Consider the following 15,292-nt stretch of genomic DNA (forward strand, 5'->3'; position numbering starts at 1 on the left):
ACCGCCGCCGCCGATTGTAGGTCCCTGACGGCAGGCAGGGCATTTTCAAAATTTCTTCGACGCGCCTGTCGGCTCCGGGCATAATCGTTCGTCATCAAGACAACGGAGATGCTTGAGCCTCATGCTGTACGCCATTCTTTGCTATCACGATGAAGACACCGTCGGTTCCTGGACCAAGGAACAGGACGCCGCGGTCATGAAGAAACTGGCCGTCGTTCAGGACAAATTGACCAAGCAGGGCCGGCTCGGTCCGGTCGCGCGTCTCTTGCCGACCACGGCGGCGACCACGCTGCGCAAGGACGATCCGCCGCTGGTGCTGGACGGCCCCTATGCCGAAACCAAGGAACAATTGCTCGGGTTCTATCTCGTCGACTGCAAGGACCTCGACGAGGCACTTGGCGTCGCCCGCGATCTCGGCGCGGCCAATCCCGGCGGCGCCTACGAGATCCGTCCCGTCGGCCACTTCACGGCGGGGAGCGTGCAGCCATGACCGATACCGCCTGGATCGATGCCGCACTGACTTCGGCTCGCCCCCAGGCGGTCGGCGCGCTGCTGCGCTATTTCCGTAACCTCGATACCGCCGAGGAAGCCTTTCAGAACGCCTGCCTGCGCGCGCTGAAGAGCTGGCCGCAGAACGGCCCGCCGCGCGATCCGGCGGCGTGGCTGATCATGGTCGGGCGCAATGTCGCGATCGACGACATCAGGCGCGGCAAGAAGCAGACGGCGCTGCCTGAGGATGAGGCGATCTCCGCCCTCGACGACGCCGAGGAGGAGCTTGCCGAGCGGCTCGACGGCTCGCATTACCGCGACGACATCCTGCGGCTGTTGTTCATCTGCTGCCATCCGGGCCTGCCGGCGACGCAGCAGATCGCGCTTGCGCTGCGCATCGTGTCGGGTCTCACGGTCAAACAGATCGCGCGCGCCTTCCTGGTCTCGGAAGCCGCGATGGAGCAGCGCATCACCCGCGCGAAGGCGCGCGTCGCCGATGCCAACGTGCCGTTCGAAGCGCCGGGCGCAGCGGAGCGCTCGAGCGCCTCGCTTCCGTCGCCGCCATGATCTATCTGATTTTCAACGAGGGCTACTCGGCCTCTGGCGACACCGCCGAGATTCGCGCGCCCTTGTGCGAAGAGGCCATTCGCCTGGCGCGACTGCTGCTGCGGCTGTTCCAGAGCGAGCCCGAGATCATGGGGCTGACCGCGCTGTTGCTGCTGCAGCATGCGCGCTCTGATGCGCGGTTCGATGCCGATGGCGCCGTGATCCTGCTCGACGACCAGGACCGTTCGAAATGGAATAAGGCTCTGATCGCCGAGGGGCTGGCGCTGATCGACAAGGCGATGCGCCATCGCCGCAGCGGACCCTATCAGGTGCAGGCCGCGATCGCCGCCCTGCATGCCCGCGCCGAGAAGCCCGAGGATACCGACTGGACCCAGATCGACCTGCTCTATGGCGCGCTGGAGATCATGCAGCCGTCGCCGGTGGTGACCTTGAACCGCGCGGTCGCGGTGTCCAAGGTGAAAGGGCCGGAAGCCGCGCTCGAGATGATCGAGCCGCTGGCGGCGCGGCTGTCGAACTATTTTCATTTCTTCGGCGTGCGCGGCGCCTTCCTGATGCAACTCGGCCGCAACGACGAGGCCCGCGTGGCCTTCGACCGCGCCATCGCGCTCGCCAACACCTCGGCCGAAGCCGCCCACATCCGCATGCACCTCGACCGCCTGCAGCGCGACAGCCAACCCCGCGGCAAGAAGGCAGGGAAGTAGGAATGTGTCGAAGCCGGGATCGCTAGCTGGCGACGACCTGAGTTCGTTTTTGGCTAGAGGTGAGTCGGGCGTGCTTTCTTATCCTCCCCTGGAGGGGGAGGATCGGTTCGCATGAAATGCGAACCGAGGTGGGGTGACGGTCTCTCCGCATCCAACAGAGCCCGAGTTGAGAGATCACCCCACCCTGTTTCGCATTTCGCTGCGCTACATGCGAACCGACCCTCCCCCCTCCAGGGCAGGGCTATCGCATGTGAGCAATGAGTTCGAAGAGGAAGGCATCGTTCCAGCCAGCGCGCTTGAGCTTGAGGCGCAAGGAGGTGGTTGTGTCGGGATGGGCTCTGGCAACATTGAGGGCAAGGCGCCTGAGTACGGCAAGGTTGGCCGGGCCGTTGTCCTTGCGATTGCGGGCCAGATCCTCGTCGAGGATGACATCGAGCGGCCAGTGCAGGCCGTTTTCGATGGTCCAATGGGTGCGAACGATGCGCAGAACCTGCGTGCGGCTGTAGTTTTGGCTCATCAGGAAGTAGCGCTCGACGGTTTTGTCCTTGCCGCGCTTGCTGCTGATCCGCGCGACGGCTTTGAGGCCCGGAAAGTTGTGCTTCCGCTCCATATCCTTGACGGGCACGACAAGCACGCTGCGCTTTTCCTTTCGGCCATGATCTGCCTCGGTGGTGGAAACCGGCTTCTTGCCCTTGCGCACCGCTGCGGCAATCGCCGCCCTGGCGTCGGCCAACAGCGCTGGCTGGTTCTCCTTCACCGCCAGCACGTAATCGCCGCCCCGCGCCACGATCTCCTTGGCCATGCCGCGATGGCAGTGCAGCGCATCGGCCGTCACCACGCAGCCTTTGAGCTGCAGAAGTTCGATCAACTGCAACGCGCCAGCAGCTTCGTTGTTGTTCGGCGCCTGCACGTTGGCCAGCGCCATGCGGGTCTGCGCCGCCCAAGCGGTCACCATGACCGGCGGCATGTGGCTCCTGCCGCGCTCGTAGCCGCGCCGCAGCGCTTTGCCGTCGAGCGCGATCACGCCTTTTGGCCGTTCGATCTTCGCGCCTTCGGCAAAGGCTTTCATGAAGCGCTGGAAGGCTTTCTCGAACGCTTTCGGATCGAGCATGCGGAACACGCGGCTGAACGTGTCGTGGCTCGGCAGACCATGCTCGAGCACCAGCACGCCCTCCCAAAGATAGGCCTTCATTCGCGCAAACAGCGCCATGTCGGTGCAACTCGTTGCCCCGCACAGCGTCGCCATCAAGGCGATGAACAAAATCTCCGTCAGATCGTGCAGCGCATTGTCCGCGCGCGGGTCCGGCAGTTCCTCGAAGCACTCCGCAAATCGATTCATCGGCCGCTCCATCCGAATCAGGAGCTACCTTCAGAATCAATTTCTCACCGCTTCGCAATAACTTACGGAATTGAACATGCGATTCCCCTGCCCTCCAGGGGAGGGTGATGCACACCGCGAGCAATGATCATGCCGGGACTAGCCCGGGGCATTACGGCGTCCTTGTCGAAAAATTTCGCTCCCCCTGTCGGTTTCAACCTCCCTCATTCGTCTTGAATCCGAGCAGCCATTCAAGACAACGGGGACCACTATGACCGTCATCGCCGAGACCCTTCCGGCCTCCACGCCCGCACGCTGGACGGGCCGCATTCTCTCCGGCCTGGTCATCCTGTTCCTGATGATCGATGGCGCCATCAAGCTGGTGCCGTGGCCGGTCGTCACCGAAACCATGGACCGAATGGGTTACGGTTCGAGCGACGCGCTGATGCGCGGCCTCGGCGCCATCACCATCGTCTGCACCGTGCTCTACGCCATTCCGCCGACCTCGATCTTGGGGGCGATCCTGCTCACCGGCTATCTCGGCGGCGCGATCGCTTCGCATGTGCGGATCGATAGCCCCCTGCTTACGCACACGCTGTTCGGGTTCTATCTCGGCCTGATGCTGTGGGGCGGGCTGTGGCTGCGCGACAAGAACCTGCGCAGCTTGATCCCCCTTCGCCGCTGATTAGCTTCAACCGATTGTCCACGGAGCCCGACATGCTGGAAGTCATTGCCGTCGTCGCCGTCATATTGGCGATTGCCGTCGCCATCGTGCTCATTCTCGCCGCGACCAAGCCGAATACGTTACGGGTGCAGCGCGCGATCAGCATCAAGGCGCCGGCGGAAAGGATATTTCCGCTGATCTCCGACTTTCAGCAGTGGCGGAGCTGGTCGCCTTACGAGGAGAAGGACCCGGCGATGAAGCGCACCTATGGCGGTGCGGAGCGCGGCAAGGGCGCTACCTATGCCTGGGACGGCGACAAGAATGTCGGTTCCGGCCGCATGGAAATTCTTGAGGCCCTGGCGCCGTCGAAAATCGTCATCAAGCTCGATTTCTTCAAGCCGTTCGAAGGCCACAACACCGCCGAGTTCACAATGCTGCCGCAGGGCGATGGCACCCATGTCACATGGCTGATGCATGGTCCGGCGAACTTCATGTCCAGGCTGATGCAGGTGTTCATGAACCTGGATCGCATGATCGGCAGGGATTTCGAAGCCGGTCTCGCCAATCTGAAGACTCTCACCGAGAAATGAGCGACGCGACATTGTCGCCGACACTATCGTGTCCCGGACGCGGTGCAGCACGCGAGTGATGCGCCGCAGAGCCGGGACCCACTGATGGACCCCGGAACAGCAGCGCATCGCTAACGCGCTGCATCCGGGGAACGCCGCGGACGCTACTGATCGACAACCAAAGGAGCCACCGATGCAGGTCAATCCGTATCTGTTCTACAACGGTAATTGCGAAGAAGCGCTGAACTATTATCAGAAGGTGTTGGGCGCCCAGATCGAAGCGAAGATGCCGTATGGCGAGGGGCCCGCCGACATGCCGATCCCGCCGGACTGGAAAACCAAAATCATGCATGCCCGCATCACCATCGACGGCGAAGTGCTAATGGCCTCAGACGCGACGCCCGGCGATTACCATCAGCCGCAGGGCATGTCGGTTGCGCTAGCGGTCGAAGATCCCGCCGACGCCGAACGCCGCTTCAATGCGCTCGCCGAAGGCGGCACGATCAGGATGCCGTTCGGCAAGACCTTCTTCTCCAACGGTTTCGGCATGTGCGTCGACAGGTTCGGCATTCCCTGGATGGTGAACTGTCCGAAGGAAGATATGTAGATCTCGTTGGCGCCGCAGGTTGGGCAAAGCCAACGGGTCGCGCGAACGCGCGCCCAGCGACGAGCATAAGGGCGCTCGCGGAGTGATGACAGGCTCCGCGTGCCCACCATTCGCGCCACAAAGAAGATGGCGGGCACGGCGCAAGAGCGCCTTTGCCCACCTACAAAATCATCTGCACCTTGGATAGATCGCCGCCAGGTCACGCCCGCGCAGCAGCAACATCCGCGAGTTCAGTCCGCCGCGCCGGCTGATCCAGTCCCGCACCGACGCCGGATAAGCCGCGTGCACCGCAATCGAGGCTTCCGGCTCGGCATAGATCCGGCCGCGGCCGTCGATCGAGCGCGCGGCGTGGAATCCGAGCACCGCGCGGCGGGTCACGCAGATGCGCTCGGCCGGCACCGTCATGAGCACCAGCGTGCAGGCCGACAGGCATGGCCCGTCGATCACCACCCGCTCCCCGGTCTCGCGCACGCGATCGAACAGTTCGAGAAACGGCCCGACCTGTCCACCCGGACTGGCGAGAATGCGAATCTCGGCCCGCACCGGCATGATTGCCGCCAACAGCGCGGCGGCGACAATGATGAGCTTGATGACCGCCATTCCCATGTGCAGCTCCTCCGTCAGCACTGCCCCCGGCCCAGTTACGCTGAGACATGTGGCAAGGTTTGGTCAAGCGTCCGCGTCGGAAGACCCGGCCTCGGCGGAGGTTGCCCATCCCGGCGTAGCCGGCGAATGCGGAACCGGCCCGTCACCTCTACCGGCTTACGGTCGCCGAGAAGCGCAGCGCTGCTCTATCGAAAATTGCCGCGCAGCCCAGCGGAACGAACAGTGCAGCCCTTCGTTGTGGATCGCATGGATCATTTTTTCCTCAGCGTTATCTGTGCGAGCATTTTGCTGCTCGTGACGGCGTTCGCACTGGGAACGCCGAGCATGAGACCGGATGCTCCACCGGAACAGACGGTGTTGCTGCATCGCGGCGCGCTGAACAATGACCTGCCTCCTCGATCCAGCAATGATGGGCCGCCAGCCAAGGTCATTCGTACTGGGCTCTGATCCGCACTCAAGCGACACAGCCACGGAGGAACTACCCGTTCCGCCGCTGGCCGCGCAGCGTCGGCAGACCGATGCCGGCGGCATCAAAACCGCCATCGACGGCGAGGATCTGCCCGGTGATGTAGCTTGCGCGATCGCTGCACAGGAAGAAGATCGCTTCCGCCAGTTCCTCTTCGAGGCCATAGCGGTTGAGCGGAATGGCGTCGTGGTAATCGGCGCGGATTTCCGGCGTGTGAACCTGTTTTGCCATCGCGGTATCGACCGGGCCGGGCGCCACGGCGTTGACGCGAATGCCGAGTGAAGCGAGTTCCACCGCTAGCTGTTTGGTCAGATGCGCGAGCCCCGCCTTGCTGGTGCCGTAGGCCGAACGCAGCGTGGAGGCGCGCACCGCCGAGATCGACGTGACGTTGACGATCGCGCCGCCGCCATGTTCGCGCATCAAGGGCGCCGCCGCCTTGGTGCACAGGAACGGGCCGGTGAGATTGACCTGCAGGATGCGGTTCCAGTCGTCGTCCGAAGTGTCGAGCAGCGGCGCGAACACCGCGATCCCGGCATTGTTGACCAGCGCGTCGAGCCGGCCGAAACGCTCGCTCACCGCCGCCACGGCGTTCGCCACTGCCTTGGTGTCGGATACGTCGCAATGCAGAGCCAGCGTATTGTCGGGGTCGGCGAGGCCTGTGACCGCGCCGCGCAGCAATTCGCCTTCGATGTCGAGCAGCGCCACCTGCCAGCCGTCGGCGAGAAGGCGTTTGGCCGTCGCAAGCCCGATGCCGCGCGCGGCGCCGGTGACGAGAGCAACTTTTTGCGGGGAGGGGGCATAGGCAGGTCCGTTTGCGAGAGAGAAGATTTCCCGCTCCTATAACCCAGGCCCCGTCGCATGTCCCGGCGACAATGATGCAGACTTCAGCGCTGCCCGGTCGAGCCCGGCATAGCAAATCCGGTACGGGCGCTGTCCCGTACCTCACGCGTTCGGTGACGGTATCTAACCGCCCGCGCGCTGCGCGATCGCCTTCGCCTCCGCGGCGGCGCGCTGCATGTTGGACGACATCTCGCCGGTCACCGTGCTCTGCTCCTCGACCGCGGCCGCGGTGGCGGTGACATATTCGCTGACGCCCTGGATCGCACTCTTGATGCTGTCGAGCGCGCCGACGACGTCGCCGGAGATGCCGTTGAGATTGCTGATCTCCTGGCCGATCTTGTCGGTGGCCTGCTTGGCCTGGGTGGCGAGGTTCTTGACCTCGGAAGCGACCACGGCAAAGCCGCGTCCGGCCTCGCCGGCGCGCGCCGACTCGATCGTCGCATTGAGCGCCAACAGGTTGATCTGGCCGGTGATGTTGCCGATCAGCTCCACGATGCCGCTCATCGCCTGCGCCGCTTCGTTCAGCCGCTGCGCCTGGGCGTCGGCCGCCTCGACCCGCCCGACCGCGGTCGCCGCCGTCTCGCGCGACTTGGTCATGGCTTCGGAGATTTCCCGGACCGAGGCGTTCAGTTCCTCGGCGCCTGCCGCCACCGATTCCATCATGCCGCGCACGCGCTCGTTGCCCATGCGGACCAGCACCTGCACGGTGGTGTCGGTGGCGTATTTCACCACCTTGAACGGCTTGCCGTTGAGGTCGAGGATCGGATTGTAGGACGCCTGGATCCAGATCTCCTTAGCCCCCTTGCCGATCCGCTTGTATTCGGCCGCCTGATATTCCCCGCGGTTGAGCGCCGCCCAGAATTCACGATAGGCCGCGCTGTCGCGCTCCGTCTGCTCGACGAACATGCTGTGGTGCCGGCCGCGGATCTCGTCCAGCGCGTAACCGACCGTGCGGAGGAAAGTCTGGTTGGCGCCGATGATGGTGCCGTCCATCTTGAACTCGATCACGGCCTGCGACTTGCCGATGGCGGCAATCTGGCCGGCGAGATCGGCGGTCGAAAGTTTCTGGCTGGTGATATCGGTGGCGAATTTCACCACCCGGAACGGCTTGCCCTTCTCGTCGGGCACGGGGTTGTAGGAGGCGAGAATCCAGACTTCCTTCCCGCCCTTGCCGATCCGCTTGTACTCGGCCTGCTGGCTTTCGCCGCGGTTGAGGCTCGCCCAGAACTGCCGGTAGGCGGCGCTGTCGCGCTCCGACGGATTGACGAACATGCCGTGATGCTTGCCCTGGATTTCGGCGAGCGTATAGCCCATCGCTTTCAGGAAGTTGTCATTGGCGGTGATGACGGTGCCGTCCATCTCGAACGCAATGACCGCCTGCGTACGGTTGATCGCAGCGACCTGGCCGGCATCCTCCATGCTCTTGATCTTGCGGGCGGTGATGTCGGTCGCGAACTTCACGACCTTGCAAGGTTTGCCGCTGCCGTCGAGCACCGGGTTGTAGGTCGCCTGGATCCAGACTTCCTTGCCGCCCTTGCCGATCCGCCTGTATTCGGCGGCCTGGTATTCGCCGCGCTTGAGCGCCGTCCAGAAGTCGCGATACGCCGCGCTGTCGCGCTGCGATGGATCGACGAACATGCTGTGATGCTTGCCCTTGATTTCGCCGAGCGAGTAGCCGAGGGCTTTGAGGAAATTGTTGTTGGCGGTGAGAATCGTGCCGTCCATGCCGAACTCGATAACGGCCTGCGAGCGGCCGAGAGCGTCGGCAAGAGCTTTGTCTGTCGAGGAGCTCTTGAGAAATTGAAACACCGTAGGCCTCATTGCATGGGTAAATGACGAGGCTGCTGGTTAATGCCGCCGAGCCCCCGTCCGAGCCACGTTTGATCAAAATGAAAAAAGAATGCGTTAACGATATTCTCCGTAAGATGACGGATAGCATCGCGACGTAGTGCTGATCTTAAGGATGTACCGGCGCGCGACGCCCGCCGGACGAGCATGCGGCCGCGGACTCGGGGGCTATATTCCGTTCACGACGCTTTCATACGCTGCCTGCAGTCGCTCACCGACCGAAGGACCGCTACGCCTGCGCCGCTTTGCGCCGAGATGGCTCTCGCGCAGCTCGTCCATGAATTCGGCCCACATTTTCGGTCCGCCCTCGCTGAGCAGCCGCGCGCGGATGCCGAGTTCCTCGGTGACGGGTAGATACTTGTAACCCCAGGCCGCCATCTGCGCGAGAACGGGCAAGAGCTCGATGCCTTGCTCCGTCAGCGAATAGATTCCCTTCTGCTTGTGCGTGGGATCGTCCTCGCGGGTGATGATGCGCTGCTCGAGCAGGGTCTTCAGCCGGTCGGCGAGGATGTTGGAGGAGATGCCTTCCTCCGATTTGGTCAGAAGCTCGCGAAAATGCCGTCGGTTGCCGAACATCATGTCGCGGATGATCAAAAGGCTCCATTTGTCGCCGAGCACTTCCAGCGAAAGATTGATCGGGCAGCCGGAGCGCTGGGCATCGGTCATGGTCGTCTCCAAAAACGGGCGCCAAGGCCCCTCAAAAAAACTGCTTGCAATATCGCACCAGTTCAGTCATCTTGCAACCAGTTGCAATTCGCAATCAGTTTAGGGAGAGATCGCAATGGCGAAATTGATCATGTGGAACCTGATGACGCTGGACGGCTTCGTTGAAGGCCCCAACCGCGACATCTCCTGGCATTCCGACGTTTGGGGCGAGGAGCTGGCACAATTGTCGATCGAGCAGTTGAACGCCGCCGGTGGATTGCTGTTCGGCCGCGTCACCTATGAGCTGATGGCGGGCCACTGGCCGAGCGCGACCGGCGAGGTCGCCGACTTCATGAATGCCGCGCCGAAATATGTCTTCTCGCGCACGGTGAAGAAATCCGACTGGAACAACACCCAGATGTTCAGCGCCGATGTGCCGGAGACCGTCGCGAGGCTGAAGCGCGACAGCGCCAAGGACATCTTTCTGTTCGGCAGCGCCGATCTCGCCAGCAGCCTGATCCCGCACGGGCTGATCGACGAGTTTCGCATCGCGGTAAACCCCGTCATCCTCGGCGGCGGAACGCCGCTGTTCAAGCCGGGCGAAAAGCGCAAGCTGAAGCTGCTCGACAGCCGGCCGTTGTCGACCGGCATCGTGATCCTGCGCTACGTGCCGGCGCCATAAATGTCGGCGTCACCAGACGCAGATCGTCTTGCAAACGGCAAACAGGAGTTTCCATGTCGCTGACGCTGCACTTTCACCCGCTGGCCTCGTTCTGCTGGAAGGCGCTGATCGCGCTCTACGAGAACGACGTTCCGTTCCGGCCGAATCTCGTCGATCTCGGCAATCCGGCCGAGCGCGCCGCGCTGCTGAAGCTGTGGGGGATCGGCAAGTTCCCGGTGCTGCGCGACGATGCACGGGATCAGACCGTGCCGGAATCCAGCATCATCGTCGAATATCTCGATTCATACTATCGCGGCCGCGTCCGGCTTATTCCCGAAGATCCCGCCCGCGCCTTGCAGACCCGGCTGCGCGACCGCTTCTACGATCTCTATGTGCATCTGCCGATGCAGAAGATCGTAACGGACCGGTTGCGGCCCGAGGGCAAGCGGGACCCGTACGGCGTCGAGGAGGCGCGGGCGCAGTTGCACACTTCCTATGCCATGATCGAGCAGCAGATGGAAAACCGCGGCTGGGCGATGGGCGAGGATTTCAGCCTCGCCGATTGCGCGGCAGTGCCGTCATTGTTCTACGGCAACATGGCGATACCGTTCGGTGAAGCGCAGAAAAACCTCAGCGCCTATCTCGAGCGGCTGAAGGTGCGCCCCTCCGTCGCGCGCGTGTTGAAGGAAGCCGAACCGTATTTCCAGATGGTACCCAAAGAGCCCTAAAGGAGCGCTGAATGGCCGAAGCAAGCAAGGCGGAGACGATCCGCAAGATCTTCGCAGCTTATCTGTCCAACGATCGCCAATTCGTCGAGAATGCCTTCAGCGAGGATTTCCGCTTCACCAGTCCGTTCGATGACAACATCGATAAAGCGACCTATTTCGCGCGCTGCTGGCAGTCCAGCGACTGGATCGAACGGCACGAACTGGAGCGGATTCTCGTCGACGGCGATCAGGCCTTTGTGACCTACCGCTGCACGGCCAAGGACGGAAAGAGTTTCCGCAATACCGAGTTCGTTGTCTTCGATGGCGACAAGGTGAAGCGCATCGACGTTTATTTCGGCGCGAACTACCAGGATGGCAAGTTCGTCAGGCAGCAGTCATAGAAATCACGCGGCGCGTCATCTGCCATGTCGGCAAGAAGCAGGCCGGATCGTCATGTTCGAGAGGTCAGTTAATTTCGAGAGGAGCATGAGCCATGCCGACAAATGCCGGTGGACTGTCGAGATCGCGGCTCGACCGTATGCATGAGATTCTCTCGGGGCATGTCGAGCACGGCGGAGTTCCCGGCCTGGTGGCGCTGGTCAGCCGCCGCGGCGAGATTCATGTCGATGCCATGGGCAGCATGGCAATCGGCGGCACGCCGATGCAGCGCGACAGCATCTTTCGCATCGCTTCCATGACCAAGCCGGTGACGGCGGTGGCCGCGATGATCCTGGTCGAGGAATGCAGACTGCGGCTCGATGATCCCGTCGATGGCTTTCTGCCGGAACTGGCCGACCGCAAGGTGCTGCGTGCGATCGATGCAGCCATCGACGATACGGTGCCGGCGAAGCGCGCCATCACGCTGCGCGATCTCCTGACCTTCCGGCTCGGCCTTGGCATGATCCCGATATTTCCCGATCGCTATCCGATCCAGAAGGCGATTGCTGAAGCGGGCTTTGCGCCCGGGCCGGTATTTCCCTCGTTTCCGCCGGACGAATTGATGCGCCGCTACGGCACGCTGCCGCTGATCTATCAGCCCGGCGAGCGCTGGCTCTACAACAGCGGCAGCGAAATCCTCTCCGTGCTGATCGCGCGCGTCGCGGGCATGAGTCTTGCAAAATTCCTGGGCGATCGCATCTTCGCGCCGCTCGGCATGAAAGACACCGGCTTCCACGTGCCCGAGGAAAAGCGCGCCCGGCTCACGACTGCCTATGCGCGCGATCAAGCAAGCGGCGAATTGAAAGTCTTCGATGATCCTGCGACCGGCAAATATGCAAGCCCGCCGGTGTTCGAGAATGGCGCCGCCGGATTGGTGTCGACTGCAGACGATTTCAATGCGTTTGCCCAAATGCTGCTGAATGGTGGCCGGCTCGGCAGCGAACGCATTCTATCGCGGCCGTCCATCGAACTGATGACGAGCGATCAACTGACCTCCGAGCAAAAGCAGGGCTCCGAACTGTTTTTCGGCGACAACAGCGGCTGGGGTTTTGGCGTCTCGGTCTTCACCCGGCGTGACGATCTTGCCCATACGCCCGGCCGTTTCGGCTGGTATGGCGGCTACGGCACCTCCTGGTATTCCGACCCCAGCGAAGGCCTCACCGGGATCCTGCTGACCCAGCGAATGTTGGAATCGCCGCAGCCGCCGCGGGTGATGACCGACTTCTGGACTTCGGCCTATCAGGCGATCGACGATTGACCGGCCGGCTGGTCAAATTACTTCCGAAATAATTTTGCGAAATAATTTTGCAGGACATGTCGGCGGCGTAAAAGCCCGCTCGTCTTGTTGACGAAGGCCGACGCGGCAAGTGGTCGGCCCAAGAAGATCAACACGGAGAACGACGATGCGATTCATGGTGATTGTGAAGGCAAACAAGGATTCGGAAGCCGGCGTGATGCCGACTACGGAACAACTGGCGGCGATGGGCAAATTCAACGAGGAGTTGGTCCAGGCGGGCATGATGGAAGCGGGCGAGGGCCTGCACCCGACCTCGAATGGTGCGCGGATCAAGTATGCAGGCGGGCAGGGCAGTGCCAGCCGCGGTCCGTTCCCGCTCTCGGGCGATCTCGTCGCCGGCTTCTGGCTGATCAACGCCAAATCGCTCGATGACGCGATCGGCTGGATGAAGCGCGCGCCGTTCGGCGATGGCGACGAGGTCGAAATCCGCCAGGTGTTTTCGACCGAGGATTTCGGCGAAGCCCTCACGCCCGAACTTCGCGAACAGGAAGAGCGGCTGCGGGCGCAGACTGCGAAGAAGTGACGGCAACTGAACAACACGGAGCCCGCCATGCGATTCATGATGCTGATGATCCCCCTGGGCTATGAGACCTCGCCGCCGGACGTCCAGCTCGACCCTGAACGGGTCAAGGCGATGATGAAATACAACGAGGCGCTGAAGGAGGCCGGCGTGCTGATCGCGCTCGACGGGTTGCATCCACCCTCGATGGGGGCGCGGGTCTCCTTCGTCACCGGCAAGCCCGTCGTTACCGACGGCCCGTTCACGGAGGCCAAGGAAGTGCTCGGCGGCTACTGGATGATCAACGTGAAGTCGCGCGATGAGGCGATCGAGTGGGCGAAGAAGTGCCCGGCGTCCGAAAACGAGATCATCGAAATCCGCCAGGTGCAGGAAATCGAGGATTTCTCCGAGGAAGTGCAGCAGGCGGCGAAAGGCTTCGACGAGCTGCAGAAAGGAAATGCGCACAAGGCGCGGTGAACCGGGAGGCGCTGTAACTTGGCTCCGCCCGACGTCAAGTCGATAGCCTATCGCAATCAGTCAAACCGCAAGGGAGGAGAACCTCATGAGCACCAACGATACGTTCCTCGCAGTCTTCCTCGGCAGCAAGACCAGTGCGAAAATGGCGGCCTGGAATGCGTTGCCCGAGGCTGAGCGGCGCGCCAGGGAGCAGCAGGGGGTCGCGGCGTGGAAGGCCTGGGTCGAAAAGCACCAGGCGGCGCTCGTCGCCATGGGTGGCCCGCTCGGCAAGACCAAGAAGGTCGATTCAAGCGGCATTGCTGACATCGCAAACGAGATGGGCGCCTTCACGGTGGTGCGCGCCGGCTCGCATGAGGACGCCGCAAAGATGTTCGAGAACCACCCGCACTTTACGATCTTTCCCGGCGAGCGCGTGGAGATCATGCCGGTCCTTCCGATCCCGGGCGGTTAGACCGGGGCGGCTGGAATCGTCGGAATTTGCGCCGCCCGCACGCCGTTAATCTTGATGAACACCAGTTAACGGCCTCAAATTAAGTGACCTTTACGGCCACCTCATGTAAAAGCCTTTAACATGAGCTGGCAAAAGGACCGCCGCGGCGAGCGTGGCTACCATCACGGCAATCTGAAAGAGGCATTGCTTCAGGCGGCGCTCGACCTGATTACGCAAAAGGGCCCGGCCGGCTTCACCTTTGCGGACGCCGCACGCATGGCCGGGGTCAGTCCGGCCGCGCCCTACCGTCATTTTCGCGACCGCGACGAATTGCTGTCCTCGATTGCGCAGCGCGGCTTCGAGCAGTTTGAGGCGCTGCTGACGCAGGCCTGGGACGACGGCCGCCCGGACACGGTCACGGCGTTCGAACGGGTCGGCAAGGCCTATCTCGCCTTCGCCCGCAACGAGCCGGCGTTCTATTCGGCGATGTTCAGATCCGGGGTGCCTGTCGATTCGAGCCCGACATTGATGGCTGCCAGCGAGCGTGCGTTCGCGATCATTCGCGCCGCCGCCGAGCGGCTCGCCGCCCTGGCGCCGCCCGGCATGCCGCGGCCTCCCGCGATGATGATGGCGCTGCATATCTGGTCGATGTCGCACGGCATAGCCTCGCTGTTCGGCCGCGGCGACGCCGCGCGCCGCAAATTGCCGATGTCGCCGGAAGAACTGTTGGAAGCGGAAGTGCTGATTTATCTGCGCGGCCTCGGCTTCCCGACCGACCGCCGGCCGTCAGACCAGAAACCGTCCGGCCCGCCGCCGGTGCCGCCGGAAGGTGGCGCGCCCTCAGGCCCCTGGGGAACCCGCAAATAATTTTGCGGGGGTGCGGCCAGCCGCGCGCTTGACAAAAACGCGGGATGGTTTAGGTATGTAAATGTTATTTACATTCACAACGGCGTGATTGCCGTCATGGAGAGGGAAATGGCCTACACCGCAGATGTCAATCGATGGCGCGGTCCGACGGAACAGACCTATCGACCGCATATGCTTGAGAGCCCCTGGCACCCCGGCTGGATCGTGGTGACTATCCTCGGCTTCATCATCTGGTGGCCGATCGGGCTAGCCCTTCTCTTATTCACACTCGGGAGCAGAAAAATGGGTTGCTGGAGCCACGGAGACCGCTGGCAGAACAAGATGGAGCGGATGCAGTACAAGATGGACCGGATGCGCGACCGCATGGAGCGCCGCGGCTTTGGCGGCTTCGGCTTCGGCCCGCCGTCCAGCGGCAACCGCGCCTTCGACGAGTACCGCATGGAAACCCTGCGGCGGCTCGAGGAAGAGCAGGTCGAGTTCAAGAATTTCCTCGAGCGTCTGCGCCAAGCCAAGGACAAGGAAGAGTTCGACGCCTTCATGGCGCAGCACAAGCAGCGTCCGACCCCGCCGAACGACCAGCCGCAGCAGGGCTGAGT

The 15,292-nt window shown here is 62.7% G+C and carries 19 protein-coding genes and 1 pseudogene; 15 read left to right on the forward strand and 5 right to left on the reverse strand.

Annotated features, from left to right (window positions below; translation table 11 throughout):
- Window positions 1–121 precede the first annotated feature (121 nt).
- Window positions 122–490: a YciI family protein gene (locus tag ACFXS9_RS38230; protein ID WP_392700229.1), complete on the forward strand. Its 369-nt coding sequence runs from the start codon at window positions 122–124 to the stop codon at window positions 488–490.
- Window positions 487–1,757, forward strand: a pseudogene (locus ACFXS9_RS38235) (RNA polymerase sigma factor). The gene ACFXS9_RS38230 and the pseudogene ACFXS9_RS38235 overlap by 4 nt, the downstream one beginning before the upstream one ends.
- 241 nt (window positions 1,758–1,998) lie before the next feature.
- Here ACFXS9_RS38235 and ACFXS9_RS38240 read toward each other — a convergent pair.
- Window positions 1,999–3,096, reverse strand: coding sequence for an ISAs1 family transposase (locus ACFXS9_RS38240; protein ID WP_392692877.1), 1,098 nt, complete (start codon window positions 3,094–3,096; stop codon window positions 1,999–2,001).
- A 250-nt stretch (window positions 3,097–3,346) separates the two neighbouring features.
- Here ACFXS9_RS38240 and ACFXS9_RS38245 point away from each other — a divergent pair, with 250 nt between their 5' ends.
- The 3 genes from ACFXS9_RS38245 (at window position 3,347) to ACFXS9_RS38255 (ending at window position 4,915) form a co-directional block, all read left to right on the forward strand.
- A complete protein-coding gene (locus ACFXS9_RS38245; RefSeq protein ID WP_392698433.1) occupies window positions 3,347–3,760 on the forward strand; it encodes a DoxX family protein in 414 nt (137 codons plus the stop codon).
- Window positions 3,761–3,792: 32 nt separating this feature from the next.
- Entirely contained in the window at window positions 3,793–4,329 is a 537-nt protein-coding gene (locus ACFXS9_RS38250; RefSeq protein WP_392698435.1) for an SRPBCC family protein, read from the forward strand.
- Between the two features lie 172 nt (window positions 4,330–4,501).
- Complete coding sequence (locus ACFXS9_RS38255; protein ID WP_392698437.1) at window positions 4,502–4,915, forward strand: VOC family protein; 414 nt, start codon at window positions 4,502–4,504, stop codon at window positions 4,913–4,915.
- 168 nt (window positions 4,916–5,083) lie between these two features.
- Here ACFXS9_RS38255 and ACFXS9_RS38260 read toward each other — a convergent pair whose 3' ends face one another.
- The gene (locus tag ACFXS9_RS38260) at window positions 5,084–5,521 is read right to left on the reverse strand and encodes a hypothetical protein (RefSeq protein ID WP_392698438.1); all 438 of its coding nucleotides are present in this window, start codon (window positions 5,519–5,521) and stop codon (window positions 5,084–5,086) included.
- Window positions 5,522–5,767: 246 nt separating this feature from the next.
- Here ACFXS9_RS38260 and ACFXS9_RS38265 point away from each other — a divergent pair, with 246 nt between their 5' ends.
- Complete coding sequence (locus tag ACFXS9_RS38265; protein ID WP_392698440.1) at window positions 5,768–5,968, forward strand: hypothetical protein; 201 nt, start codon at window positions 5,768–5,770, stop codon at window positions 5,966–5,968.
- A 31-nt stretch (window positions 5,969–5,999) separates the two neighbouring features.
- Here ACFXS9_RS38265 and ACFXS9_RS38270 read toward each other — a convergent pair whose 3' ends face one another.
- The 3 genes from ACFXS9_RS38270 to ACFXS9_RS38280 all read right to left on the reverse strand — a co-directional run bounded on the left by ACFXS9_RS38270 (window position 6,000) and on the right by ACFXS9_RS38280 (window position 9,341).
- The gene (locus ACFXS9_RS38270; RefSeq protein WP_392700231.1) at window positions 6,000–6,815 is read right to left on the reverse strand and encodes an SDR family NAD(P)-dependent oxidoreductase; all 816 of its coding nucleotides are present in this window, start codon (window positions 6,813–6,815) and stop codon (window positions 6,000–6,002) included.
- A gap of 135 nt (window positions 6,816–6,950) precedes the next feature.
- Window positions 6,951–8,636 carry a PAS domain-containing protein gene (locus ACFXS9_RS38275; RefSeq protein ID WP_392698442.1) on the reverse strand — a complete coding sequence of 562 codons (1,686 nt, stop codon included), beginning with the start codon at window positions 8,634–8,636 and terminating at the stop codon, window positions 6,951–6,953.
- 207 nt (window positions 8,637–8,843) lie between these two features.
- Entirely contained in the window at window positions 8,844–9,341 is a 498-nt protein-coding gene (locus ACFXS9_RS38280) for a winged helix-turn-helix transcriptional regulator (RefSeq protein WP_392698443.1), read from the reverse strand.
- 115 nt (window positions 9,342–9,456) lie between these two features.
- On the opposite strand from ACFXS9_RS38280, the gene ACFXS9_RS38285 reads away from it, so the two are divergent.
- The 9 genes from ACFXS9_RS38285 (at window position 9,457) to ACFXS9_RS38325 (ending at window position 15,290) form a co-directional block, all read left to right on the forward strand.
- Complete coding sequence (locus ACFXS9_RS38285) at window positions 9,457–10,002, forward strand: dihydrofolate reductase family protein (protein WP_392698445.1); 546 nt, start codon at window positions 9,457–9,459, stop codon at window positions 10,000–10,002.
- Window positions 10,003–10,055: 53 nt separating this feature from the next.
- The gene (locus tag ACFXS9_RS38290) at window positions 10,056–10,709 is read left to right on the forward strand and encodes a glutathione S-transferase family protein (protein WP_392698447.1); all 654 of its coding nucleotides are present in this window, start codon (window positions 10,056–10,058) and stop codon (window positions 10,707–10,709) included.
- A gap of 11 nt (window positions 10,710–10,720) precedes the next feature.
- Window positions 10,721–11,089, forward strand: coding sequence for a nuclear transport factor 2 family protein (locus tag ACFXS9_RS38295; RefSeq protein WP_028349198.1), 369 nt, complete (start codon window positions 10,721–10,723; stop codon window positions 11,087–11,089).
- Window positions 11,090–11,181: 92 nt separating this feature from the next.
- Window positions 11,182–12,384, forward strand: coding sequence for a serine hydrolase domain-containing protein (locus ACFXS9_RS38300; protein ID WP_392698449.1), 1,203 nt, complete (start codon window positions 11,182–11,184; stop codon window positions 12,382–12,384).
- A 145-nt stretch (window positions 12,385–12,529) separates the two neighbouring features.
- Window positions 12,530–12,946, forward strand: a complete 417-nt coding sequence (locus ACFXS9_RS38305) for a YciI family protein (RefSeq protein ID WP_392698451.1) — start codon at window positions 12,530–12,532, stop codon at window positions 12,944–12,946.
- Between the two features lie 27 nt (window positions 12,947–12,973).
- On the forward strand, window positions 12,974–13,399 hold the full coding sequence (locus ACFXS9_RS38310) for a YciI family protein (protein ID WP_392698453.1): 426 nt from the start codon (window positions 12,974–12,976) through the stop codon (window positions 13,397–13,399).
- 85 nt (window positions 13,400–13,484) lie between these two features.
- Window positions 13,485–13,850, forward strand: a complete 366-nt coding sequence (locus tag ACFXS9_RS38315; RefSeq protein ID WP_392698454.1) for a hypothetical protein — start codon at window positions 13,485–13,487, stop codon at window positions 13,848–13,850.
- Between the two features lie 120 nt (window positions 13,851–13,970).
- Window positions 13,971–14,696, forward strand: coding sequence for a TetR/AcrR family transcriptional regulator (locus ACFXS9_RS38320; RefSeq protein ID WP_392698456.1), 726 nt, complete (start codon window positions 13,971–13,973; stop codon window positions 14,694–14,696).
- 108 nt (window positions 14,697–14,804) lie between these two features.
- Window positions 14,805–15,290 (forward strand): DUF2852 domain-containing protein, encoded by a 486-nt coding sequence (locus ACFXS9_RS38325; protein ID WP_392698457.1) that lies wholly within the window; start codon window positions 14,805–14,807, stop codon window positions 15,288–15,290.
- The last annotated feature ends 2 nt before the right edge of the window (window positions 15,291–15,292 follow it).

The organism is Bradyrhizobium sp. RDI18, from assembly GCF_043203335.1.
Taxonomy (GTDB): domain Bacteria; phylum Pseudomonadota; class Alphaproteobacteria; order Rhizobiales; family Xanthobacteraceae; genus Bradyrhizobium; species Bradyrhizobium retamae.

What these genes read in the sequence shown, in the direction of transcription:
- ACFXS9_RS38280 (WP_392698443.1), bottom strand. Translation starts at nt 9,341, where the DNA reads ATGACCGATGCCCAGCGCTCCGGCTGCCCGATCAATCTTTCGCTGGAA.
- ACFXS9_RS38285 (WP_392698445.1), top strand. Translation starts at nt 9,457, where the DNA reads ATGGCGAAATTGATCATGTGGAACCTGATGACGCTGGACGGCTTCGTT.
- ACFXS9_RS38250 (WP_392698435.1), top strand. Translation starts at nt 3,793, where the DNA reads ATGCTGGAAGTCATTGCCGTCGTCGCCGTCATATTGGCGATTGCCGTC.
- ACFXS9_RS38290 (WP_392698447.1), top strand. Translation starts at nt 10,056, where the DNA reads ATGTCGCTGACGCTGCACTTTCACCCGCTGGCCTCGTTCTGCTGGAAG.
- ACFXS9_RS38315 (WP_392698454.1), top strand. Translation starts at nt 13,485, where the DNA reads ATGAGCACCAACGATACGTTCCTCGCAGTCTTCCTCGGCAGCAAGACC.
- ACFXS9_RS38310 (WP_392698453.1), top strand. Translation starts at nt 12,974, where the DNA reads ATGCGATTCATGATGCTGATGATCCCCCTGGGCTATGAGACCTCGCCG.
- ACFXS9_RS38295 (WP_028349198.1), top strand. Translation starts at nt 10,721, where the DNA reads ATGGCCGAAGCAAGCAAGGCGGAGACGATCCGCAAGATCTTCGCAGCT.
- ACFXS9_RS38260 (WP_392698438.1), bottom strand. Translation starts at nt 5,521, where the DNA reads ATGGGAATGGCGGTCATCAAGCTCATCATTGTCGCCGCCGCGCTGTTG.
- ACFXS9_RS38325 (WP_392698457.1), top strand. Translation starts at nt 14,805, where the DNA reads ATGGCCTACACCGCAGATGTCAATCGATGGCGCGGTCCGACGGAACAG.
- ACFXS9_RS38320 (WP_392698456.1), top strand. Translation starts at nt 13,971, where the DNA reads ATGAGCTGGCAAAAGGACCGCCGCGGCGAGCGTGGCTACCATCACGGC.
- ACFXS9_RS38245 (WP_392698433.1), top strand. Translation starts at nt 3,347, where the DNA reads ATGACCGTCATCGCCGAGACCCTTCCGGCCTCCACGCCCGCACGCTGG.
- ACFXS9_RS38255 (WP_392698437.1), top strand. Translation starts at nt 4,502, where the DNA reads ATGCAGGTCAATCCGTATCTGTTCTACAACGGTAATTGCGAAGAAGCG.
- ACFXS9_RS38230 (WP_392700229.1), top strand. Translation starts at nt 122, where the DNA reads ATGCTGTACGCCATTCTTTGCTATCACGATGAAGACACCGTCGGTTCC.
- ACFXS9_RS38265 (WP_392698440.1), top strand. Translation starts at nt 5,768, where the DNA reads ATGGATCATTTTTTCCTCAGCGTTATCTGTGCGAGCATTTTGCTGCTC.
- ACFXS9_RS38305 (WP_392698451.1), top strand. Translation starts at nt 12,530, where the DNA reads ATGCGATTCATGGTGATTGTGAAGGCAAACAAGGATTCGGAAGCCGGC.
- ACFXS9_RS38240 (WP_392692877.1), bottom strand. Translation starts at nt 3,096, where the DNA reads ATGAATCGATTTGCGGAGTGCTTCGAGGAACTGCCGGACCCGCGCGCG.
- ACFXS9_RS38300 (WP_392698449.1), top strand. Translation starts at nt 11,182, where the DNA reads ATGCCGACAAATGCCGGTGGACTGTCGAGATCGCGGCTCGACCGTATG.